9 protein-coding genes are annotated in these 7,854 nt (G+C 61.3%); 6 read left to right on the plus strand and 3 right to left on the minus strand.

The features are described 5' to 3' along the window. Positions 1–146 precede the first annotated feature (146 nt). From BLU85_RS23995 to BLU85_RS24015, 5 genes are all read left to right on the plus strand, one after another. On the plus strand, positions 147–806 hold the full coding sequence (locus BLU85_RS23995; protein WP_092204099.1) for a FadR/GntR family transcriptional regulator: 660 nt from the start codon (positions 147–149) through the stop codon (positions 804–806). After that, positions 796–2,124, plus strand: coding sequence for a CynX/NimT family MFS transporter (locus BLU85_RS24000; RefSeq protein WP_092204098.1), 1,329 nt, complete (start codon positions 796–798; stop codon positions 2,122–2,124). Before BLU85_RS23995 ends, BLU85_RS24000 begins: the two co-directional genes overlap by 11 nt. Positions 2,125–2,211: 87 nt before the next feature. Further along, positions 2,212–2,682 (plus strand): nuclear transport factor 2 family protein, encoded by a 471-nt coding sequence (locus tag BLU85_RS24005; RefSeq protein WP_092204097.1) that lies wholly within the window; start codon positions 2,212–2,214, stop codon positions 2,680–2,682. Between the two features lie 40 nt (positions 2,683–2,722). Next, on the plus strand, positions 2,723–3,046 hold the full coding sequence (locus BLU85_RS24010; RefSeq protein ID WP_092204096.1) for a GIY-YIG nuclease family protein: 324 nt from the start codon (positions 2,723–2,725) through the stop codon (positions 3,044–3,046). A 79-nt stretch (positions 3,047–3,125) separates the two neighbouring features. After that, positions 3,126–4,061 carry a glutathione S-transferase family protein gene (locus tag BLU85_RS24015; RefSeq protein ID WP_092204095.1) on the plus strand — a complete coding sequence of 312 codons (936 nt, stop codon included), beginning with the start codon at positions 3,126–3,128 and terminating at the stop codon, positions 4,059–4,061. Between the two features lie 121 nt (positions 4,062–4,182). Here BLU85_RS24015 and BLU85_RS24020 read toward each other — a convergent pair whose 3' ends face one another. Together BLU85_RS24020 and yejK are read right to left on the minus strand one after the other, a co-directional pair. Continuing rightward, positions 4,183–4,539, minus strand: coding sequence for a glutaredoxin family protein (locus tag BLU85_RS24020; RefSeq protein ID WP_092204094.1), 357 nt, complete (start codon positions 4,537–4,539; stop codon positions 4,183–4,185). Continuing rightward, positions 4,539–5,543, minus strand: coding sequence for a nucleoid-associated protein YejK (gene yejK, locus BLU85_RS24025; RefSeq protein ID WP_024777637.1), 1,005 nt, complete (start codon positions 5,541–5,543; stop codon positions 4,539–4,541). The genes BLU85_RS24020 and yejK overlap by 1 nt, the downstream gene beginning before the upstream one ends. Before the next feature lie 394 nt (positions 5,544–5,937). Between yejK and BLU85_RS24030 the strand changes: the two genes are divergently transcribed. After that, on the plus strand, positions 5,938–6,219 hold the full coding sequence (locus tag BLU85_RS24030; RefSeq protein WP_007905514.1) for an HU family DNA-binding protein: 282 nt from the start codon (positions 5,938–5,940) through the stop codon (positions 6,217–6,219). 190 nt (positions 6,220–6,409) lie between these two features. Here BLU85_RS24030 and rlmF read toward each other — a convergent pair whose 3' ends face one another. Continuing rightward, on the minus strand, positions 6,410–7,435 hold the full coding sequence (gene rlmF, locus BLU85_RS24035) for a 23S rRNA (adenine(1618)-N(6))-methyltransferase RlmF (protein ID WP_092204093.1): 1,026 nt from the start codon (positions 7,433–7,435) through the stop codon (positions 6,410–6,412). Positions 7,436–7,854: the final 419 nt, after the last annotated feature.

Raw genomic sequence — 7,854 nt, forward strand, 5'->3', positions numbered from 1 at the left:
CTTGAAATTACCCTCAAAGGGTAATTTTGACTAATCGAAAATCTCGTTTCTTTACCTCCCGTTGACCCTAGGCGGTTGCCGTCCCACATGAAGCTGACTAACATGTCAGAAAATTCATCCTATGATTGGATGAAAGGGTGAGCTCCATGTCAGACATTTCTCCATTAATTAAGCGGTCCTTGGTCGATCAAGCCCTGGACCAACTGCGCCAGCGCATCAGTGATGGCGTGTGGGTCGTGGGCCAGCGTTTGCCCACCGAGCCCGAGTTGGTGGCCGAGCTGGGTATCAGCCGCAATACCGTGCGCGAAGCCATGCGCGTGCTGGCGTTTTCCGGGTTGATCGAGATCCGCCAGGGCGACGGCAGTTATGTACGGGCGACGGTGGACCCCCTCGATACCCTCAAGGTGCTGTCGCGCTGTTCGCTGGACCAGGCCCGGGAAACCCGGCATATCCTCGAAGTCGAGGCCATCGGCCTGGCCGCGCTGCGGCGTACCGAAGAAGACTTGCAGGCCTTGCGCAAGGCGCTCCAGGCCAGTGGCGAGCATTACCACGGCGACCTGGAGCACTACATCGCCTGCGACCTGGTGTTCCACCGCCTGCTGGTGGATGCCGCGCACAATCCAACGCTCAGCGAGCTTTATCGTTACTTTTCCAGCGTGATCGGCGCGCAGTTGCGCCAGAGCCTCAATATCGTCCCCCGCCATCAGCATGTGTTCGACCTGCATGTCGACATTCTCGAAGCGGTCGAACGCCAAGACCCGGAGCAGGCCAAGGCCCTGTGTCGGCAGTTGATCAATGAACCCTGAACCCGAGCTTTCCATGTCCCGCGATCTGCTTGACCCAGCCACCTCGACGGCGTGCAAACGCGCCGCCGAACTCGAAGAACTGTTGATCGACGCCGAAGCCGACGACGCCCAGGTCCAGCAGAGCCAGGCGTTGGTGCGCCGGCCTTGGCTCTTGCTGCTCGGGCTGATCCTGGTGGCGCTGAACCTGCGTCCGGCGTTGTCGAGCATGGCGCCGCTGCTCAGCGACGTGTCAAGAAGCCTTGGCCTGTCGGCTGCCCAGGCCGGTTTGCTGACCACGTTGCCAGTGCTTTGCCTGGGCCTGTTCGCCCCGCTGGCGCCAGTGCTGGCGCGGCGCTTCGGGGCCGAGCGCGTGGTGCTGGGGATCTTGCTGACACTGGCGGGTGGGATTGTCCTGCGCAGTGCGTTCGGTCAGGTTGGGCTGTTCGCCGGCAGTATCCTGGCCGGTGCGAGCATCGGCGTGATCGGCGTGCTGCTGCCGGGCATCGTCAAGCGCGACTTCGCCAGACAGGCCGGCGCCATGACGGGTGTGTACACCATGGCGCTGTGCCTGGGCGCGGCGATGGCGGCCGGGGCGACAGTGCCGTTGAGCGAGCACCTTGGCCATGGCTGGGCCTCGGGCCTGGGGTTCTGGGTGGTCCCGGCGCTGCTGGCTGCGGTGTTCTGGTTGCCGCAAGTGGGCGAGAAACCCGGTGCCCATCAGGTGGCGTACCGGGTACGCGGCTTGCTGCGTGATCCCCTGGCCTGGCAAGTGACCTTGTACATGGGGCTGCAATCGTCACTGGCCTATATCGTCTTTGGCTGGCTGCCCTCGATCCTGATTGGACGTGGCCTGACCCCGACCCAGGCCGGGCTCGTGCTGTCCGGCTCGGTCATCGTGCAATTGATCAGCTCCCTCGCGGCGCCTTGGCTGGCAACGCGCGGCAAGGACCAGCGCCTGGCCATCGTGATCGTCATGGTCATGACCCTGAGCGGGCTGTTCGGTTGCCTCTACGCCCCCATCGATGGTTTGTGGGGCTGGGCGATATTGCTGGGCTTGGGGCAGGGCGCGACGTTCAGCCTGGCGCTCACGCTGATCGTGTTGCGTTCGCGGGATGCCCATGTGGCCGCCAACCTGTCCAGCATGGCCCAGGGCTTCGGTTATACGCTGGCATCGCTGGGGCCTTTCGCGGTGGGGGTGGTCCACGACTTGACCGGGGGCTGGAATGCCCTCGGCTGGATCTTCGGCCTGATTGGCCTGGGGGCGATCATCGCGGGCATCGGCGCAGGCCGGGCGCTGTACGTCGGGGTCGAGAGCGAAAGAGTCACCGACCTTCGTTGATATCATTTTCATGGCGAATGACGATAGTTTTCCCCGCGTTGGCAGATTATCGTGCAGGCCTACTGAAACGTTTTTCGGAGCCGGTCCATGAGTGATGCCCACAACGCCTTGATCACCCGTTTTTATCAGGCCTTCCAGCGCCTGGACGCCGACGCCATGAGCGCTTGCTACACCGACGACGTGTTGTTCAGCGATCCGGCGTTTGGCGAGCTGCGCGGACGCGATGCCGGCGACATGTGGCGCATGTTGACGACCCGGGCCAAGGACTTTTCCCTGACCTTCGATAACGTGCGCAGCGACGAGCGTACCGGCGGTGCCCACTGGGTGGCGACGTACCTGTTCAGCCAGACCGGCAACATCGTGATCAACGACATCCAGGCGCGCTTCGTGTTTCGCGATGGCAAGATCTGCGAGCACCATGACAGCTTCGATCTATGGCGCTGGTCCCGCCAGGCGCTGGGCGCCAAGGGCCTGCTGCTGGGGTGGACGCCGCTGGTGCGCAACGCTGTCAGGGCCCAGGCGCTGAAGGGGTTGCGGGCGTTCCAGGCCAGTCGCTGATAAGATCGCGGCTTGTCTTTGCCCACCTGTTGAACATCTTGTGACGACCGCCGACCTCTCTCCCGATCTGCCTGCGCAAGGTCCCTCCGAAGCGGACAAACCCTGGTTCGTCTACTTGGTACGGGCCGCCAATGGCTCGCTGTACTGCGGCATCAGTGATGACCCGGTGCGGCGCTTCGCCAAGCATCAAAGCGGCAAGGGCGCGCGCTTCTTCCTGTCCAGCCCGGCAGTGGCCCTGGTGTATACCGAGGCCTGTCGCGACAAGGGCGAGGCCCTGCGCCAGGAGCGACTGATCAAAAAGCTCAAGAAAAGCGCCAAGGAATGCCTGGTGGCCAGTGCGCTGTCGCTTCATCAGCCTGGCTGATAGGCCTTTATCAGGCTGGTAGGCTGGCCCGGTCAGTCGCGCTAAGCTGCAAGACTTCATTCCTGCAGTGGCGAGTCTCATGTCAGAGCTGATTCTTCATCATTACCCTACGTCTCCTTTCGCGGAAAAGGCCCGGCTGTTGCTGGGCTTCAAGGGCCTGTCCTGGCGTTCGGCGAGCATTCCGCCAATGATGCCCAAGCCTGACCTGACGGCGCTGACGGGCGGCTATCGCAAGACGCCGGTATTGCAGATTGGCGCGGACATCTATTGCGATACGTCCCTGATCGCCCGTCGGCTGGAGCAGGAAAAAGCCTCGCCGGCCCTGTTCCCCGAAGGCCGGGAAATGCTGGCTGCGTCCTTTGCCGCCTGGGCCGACTCGGTGGTGTTCCAGCATGCGGTGAGCCTGGTGTTCCAGCCTGAATCGGTGGCGGTGCGTTTCGCCAAGCTATCGCCTGAAGCCATCAAGGCGTTCATCAGCGACCGCGCCGGGCTGTTCAGTGGCGGCACGACCACGCGCTTGCCTGCCGAGCAGGCCAAGCACCAGTGGCCAACGATCATGGCGCGCCTGGAGCAGCAGTTGCAGCGCGAAGAGGGCGATTTTCTGTTGGGGGAACCGTCGATTGCCGACTTCGCCATGGCCCATCCGCTGTGGTTCCTCAAGGGCACCCCCGTGACCTCGCCGCTGGTGGACGCGTATCCGGCCGTTTCGGCATGGTTGGCACGGGTGCTGGGTTTCGGCCATGGCGCGTCGAGCCAGATAAGTGCCGAAGAAGCCCTGGACGTTGCCCGCAACGCGACACCGGCAGCGCTGCCGGATGAGTCGTTCGAAGAGCCGAACGGGTTCACCGCAGGGCAGCAGGTGACCATCGCCGCGACGGACTATGGTGTTGATCCGGTGGTCGGGGAGTTATTGTTTGCTGGCAGCGAAGAATTGATTCTGCGTCGCGAAGATGAGCGTGGCGGGGTAGTGCATGTGCACTTTCCGCGGTTCGGGTTTCGGATCGAGGCTCGCTGAGCAACGAATGACCTGTGGGAGCGAGCTTGCTCGCGATGGCGGCGATACATCCAGCATTGATGCAAGCAGATCCATCGCCATCGCGAGCAAGCTCGCTCCCACAGGGGATTGGCGATGATGGCTAGATGGCAGACAACGCCTTGAGAATATTCTCCGGCTCGTACCCACGAATCAACGTGCCATTTACGTCGAGGATCGGAATTCCCCGGCCACCCAACGCCTCGTAGGCCTTGCGCGCCTCGGGGTCCTTCTCGATATCGAACTCGCGAAACGGCACGCCTTTCTCATCCAGGAACCGTCGGGTGGCTTTGCAGTAGCCGCACCAGTCGGTGGCATACAACACCACGCGGGCATTGTTGCGAATCTGTTCTGAAACCCTCTGCGACGGGTTGAACACCCGCTCGATCTTGCCCCAGTTCTGGTAAGCCACCACCACCAGCAAGACCAGCAGAACTTTCTTCAGTACGCCACCGAGCATCAATTGCGCCGCTTGAGCTGATCCGTCAGCGATGTCGGCAACCCCTTGATGATCAACGTTCCGGCTTCCTCGTCATACTCGATCTTGGAGCCCAGCAAATGCGCTTCGAAGCTGATGGACAAGCCTTCGGCCCGGCCGGTGAAGCGGCGGAACTGGTTGAGGGTGCGTTTATCCGCCGGGATTTCCGGCGACAACCCGTAGTCCTTGTTGCGGATGTGGTCGTAGAAGGCTTTCGGGCGATCTTCGTCGATCAACTCGGACAGTTCTTCCAGGCCCATGGGCTCGCCGAGCTTGGCCTGGCTGCTGGCGTAGTCCACCAGGGTCTTGGTTTTTTCCCGGGCATCGTCTTCCGGCAAGTCTTCGCTTTCGACGAAGTCACTGAAGGCCTTGAGCAGGGTGCGGGTCTCGCCGGGACCATCGACGCCTTCCTGGCAGCCGATGAAGTCGCGGAAGTACTCCGAGACCTTCTTGCCGTTCTTGCCCTTGATGAACGAGATGTACTGCCTGGACTGCTTGTTGTTCTGCCATTCCGACACGTTGATCCGCGCCGCGAGGTGTAGCTGGCCCAGGTCCAGGTGGCGGGACGGGGTCACGTCCAATTCATCGGTCACCGCCACGCCTTCGCTGTGGTGCAGCAGGGCGATGGCCAGGTAGTCGGTCATGCCCTGCTGGTAATGGGCGAACAGCACGTGGCCGCCCACCGACAGGTTGGACTCTTCCATCAGTTTTTGCAGGTGTTCCACCGCCACTCGACTGAACGCGGTGAAATCCTTCCCGCCGTCCAGGTACTCCTTCAGCCAGCCGCTGAACGGATGCGCCCCGGACTCGGCATGGAAAAAACCCCAGGCTTTGCCTTGCTTGGCGTTATAGCTTTCGTTGAGGTCGGCGAGCATGTTCTCGATGGCCGTGGACTCTGCCAGTTCGGAGTCGCGGGCATGGAGCACGGCAGGGGTGCCGTCGGGTTTTTTGTCGATCAGGTGGACGATGCAATGACGGATCGGCATGGATTTCTCGGCTGATGAAAGAGAGGAGGGCGTGCTCCCCGAAAAGGCCCAGTGTACCGCAATCACTGGTTTTGGAACCCGGCAAAGGCCCTTTCAGGCCCGTCCGACTGCCTATATGCATTTTTTTAACGTTTTAGTGCAAGAAAGCTGACCAAATGGGTAGCTAGAGGCGGATATTTCAGAGGCGTTGTGCTAGTTTTGCCCGGTCTTACGCGAAGTCACTGCGTTAAGCGTGCATTCAGCATCTGTCAGGTCGAACCAAACCCGGTTTTCGGCATCTATTACCCCGATCCGTCGTGGTGATTGCCGAGGGTGCCTGATCCAGAGAGATCGGGCTCGATGGCTGACACTGCACTCTGCAATCCATATGAATTTGATAGGGAAGGAACACTACATGGCTCTTACTAAAGACCAACTGATCGCTGACATCGCTGAAGCTATCGACGCGCCAAAAACCACCGCGCGTAACGCTTTGGACCAACTGGGCCAAATCGTTGCCGATCAGCTGGAAAACGGCGGCGAAATCACTCTGCCAGGTATCGGCAAGCTGAAAGTCACCGAGCGTCCTGCCCGTACCGGCCGTAACCCTTCGACTGGCGCTGCCATCGAAATCGCTGCCAAGAAAGTGATCAAGCTGGTTGTGGCCAAAGGCCTGACCGACGCGGTCAACAAGTAAGATCGCTGTAAAAAAACCGTGCCTCGGAGCGATCCGGGCACGGTTTTTTATTGCCTTGGGAAACCGCCCGTAGGAGCTGTCGAGCGGAGCGAGGCTGCGATCTTTCCCCTGGCTGTTAAATTTCAAGCGAAAGATCAAAAGATCGCAGCCTCGCTTCGCTCGGCAGCTCCTACGCTAGCGCAATGTCCTTCTAATCTTTGCGGACCCAGCGCATTTGGCGCCACGCCTGTTGCTGCGCCTCGGTCTGGAAGGTCCAGGCCACGAAGCGGCTCTGCTTCTGGCCCTGGGACATCTCCACCACGTGGCTGTGCAGCGCACCGGCTTTCTTCAACGCCGCCTGGATCGCCGGCAGGTTCGACGCCTTCGATACCAGGGTGCTGAACCACAACACTTGTCCGGCCACCTGGGCACTCTCGCCGACCAGTTGCGTCACGAACCGGGCTTCCCCACCCTCGCACCACAACTCCGCGGCCTGGCCGCCAAAATTCAGCACCGGCAGCTTGCGCTTCGGATCGGCCTTGCCCAGTGCCCGCCACTTGCGCTGGCTGCCCTTGGTGGCTTCTTCCAGGGAGGCGTGGAACGGCGGGTTGCACATCGTCAGGTCGAACCGTTCGCCGTCCTCCAGCAGGCCCAGGAGGATCTGCTTGCGGTTGGCTTGCTGGCGCAACTGGATGGCCTTGCTCAAGCCGTTGGATTGGACGATGGCCTTGGCCGAGGCGATGGCGGTCGGGTCGATCTCCGAGCCGAGGAAGTGCCAGCGGTAGTCGCTGTAGCCGATCAACGGATAGACGCAGTTGGCGCCAGTGCCGATGTCCAGCACCTTCACCGCCGCTCCCCGAGGGATTTCGCCGTCGTTATGACTGGCGAGCAGATCGGCGAGGAAGTGCACATAGTCCGCGCGACCAGGCACTGGGGGGCACAGGTAGTCGGCTGGAATGTCCCAATGGGCGATGCCATAGAAGGATTTGAGCAGCGCCCGGTTGAACACCCGCACCGCGTCGGGGCTGGCGAAGTCGATGCTCTCCTTGCCGTACGGATTGAGGATCACGAACCTGGCCAATTCAGGCGTGGACTTGATCAACGCCGGGAAGTCGTAGCGGCCCTGGTGGCGGTTGCGCGGGTGGAGGCTGGCCTTCTCCCGCGGCACCACAGGTTTGGCCTCGATGGCGGGCTTGGGCTTCTGGCGGACAGGTTTTGGGGCGCGAGGGGCAGTCATGGGCGGGTCGATTCGGGGTGGCTCAAAAAGTGGCGGGTATTGTCCCACATCCAGCCTGGTCTTGATGACTGCACAGTTCAAATGTGGGAGCGAGCTCGCTCGCGATGGCGGCGACACATCCGGCATTGATGCAAGCTGACCCTCCGCTATCGCGAGCAAGCTCGCTTGTATGGTAGGACTTGAAGGGAGGAGGAGGGACAAGGCTCGATTCTGACTGTTAGCCGCAGTACAGACCGTGGGAGATTTCGCCCCTCCTCCTTTCACCCAAGCGCCGATAAAGAATGCATCTGGCCTAAACCGACGATAGGAACAAGCCTGCGTCTCTGGGAGAACCCTTCAAGTGTTCAAACCTTAGCCCGGAGAATTTTCAATGGCAATGCCGGTTTCTGTCACAAAGCCGATGGTGGGCGTGGATGTCG

It is taken from the genome of Pseudomonas sp. NFACC14 (assembly GCF_900106885.1).
GTDB lineage: Bacteria > Pseudomonadota > Gammaproteobacteria > Pseudomonadales > Pseudomonadaceae > Aquipseudomonas > Aquipseudomonas fluorescens_AA.

What these genes read in the sequence shown, in the direction of transcription:
- BLU85_RS23995 (WP_092204099.1), top strand. Translation starts at nt 147, where the DNA reads ATGTCAGACATTTCTCCATTAATTAAGCGGTCCTTGGTCGATCAAGCC.
- BLU85_RS24000 (WP_092204098.1), top strand. Translation starts at nt 796, where the DNA reads ATGAACCCTGAACCCGAGCTTTCCATGTCCCGCGATCTGCTTGACCCA.
- BLU85_RS24005 (WP_092204097.1), top strand. Translation starts at nt 2,212, where the DNA reads ATGAGTGATGCCCACAACGCCTTGATCACCCGTTTTTATCAGGCCTTC.
- BLU85_RS24015 (WP_092204095.1), top strand. Translation starts at nt 3,126, where the DNA reads ATGTCAGAGCTGATTCTTCATCATTACCCTACGTCTCCTTTCGCGGAA.
- BLU85_RS24020 (WP_092204094.1), bottom strand. Translation starts at nt 4,539, where the DNA reads ATGCTCGGTGGCGTACTGAAGAAAGTTCTGCTGGTCTTGCTGGTGGTG.
- yejK (WP_024777637.1), bottom strand. Translation starts at nt 5,543, where the DNA reads ATGCCGATCCGTCATTGCATCGTCCACCTGATCGACAAAAAACCCGAC.
- BLU85_RS24030 (WP_007905514.1), top strand. Translation starts at nt 5,938, where the DNA reads ATGGCTCTTACTAAAGACCAACTGATCGCTGACATCGCTGAAGCTATC.
- rlmF (WP_092204093.1), bottom strand. Translation starts at nt 7,435, where the DNA reads ATGACTGCCCCTCGCGCCCCAAAACCTGTCCGCCAGAAGCCCAAGCCC.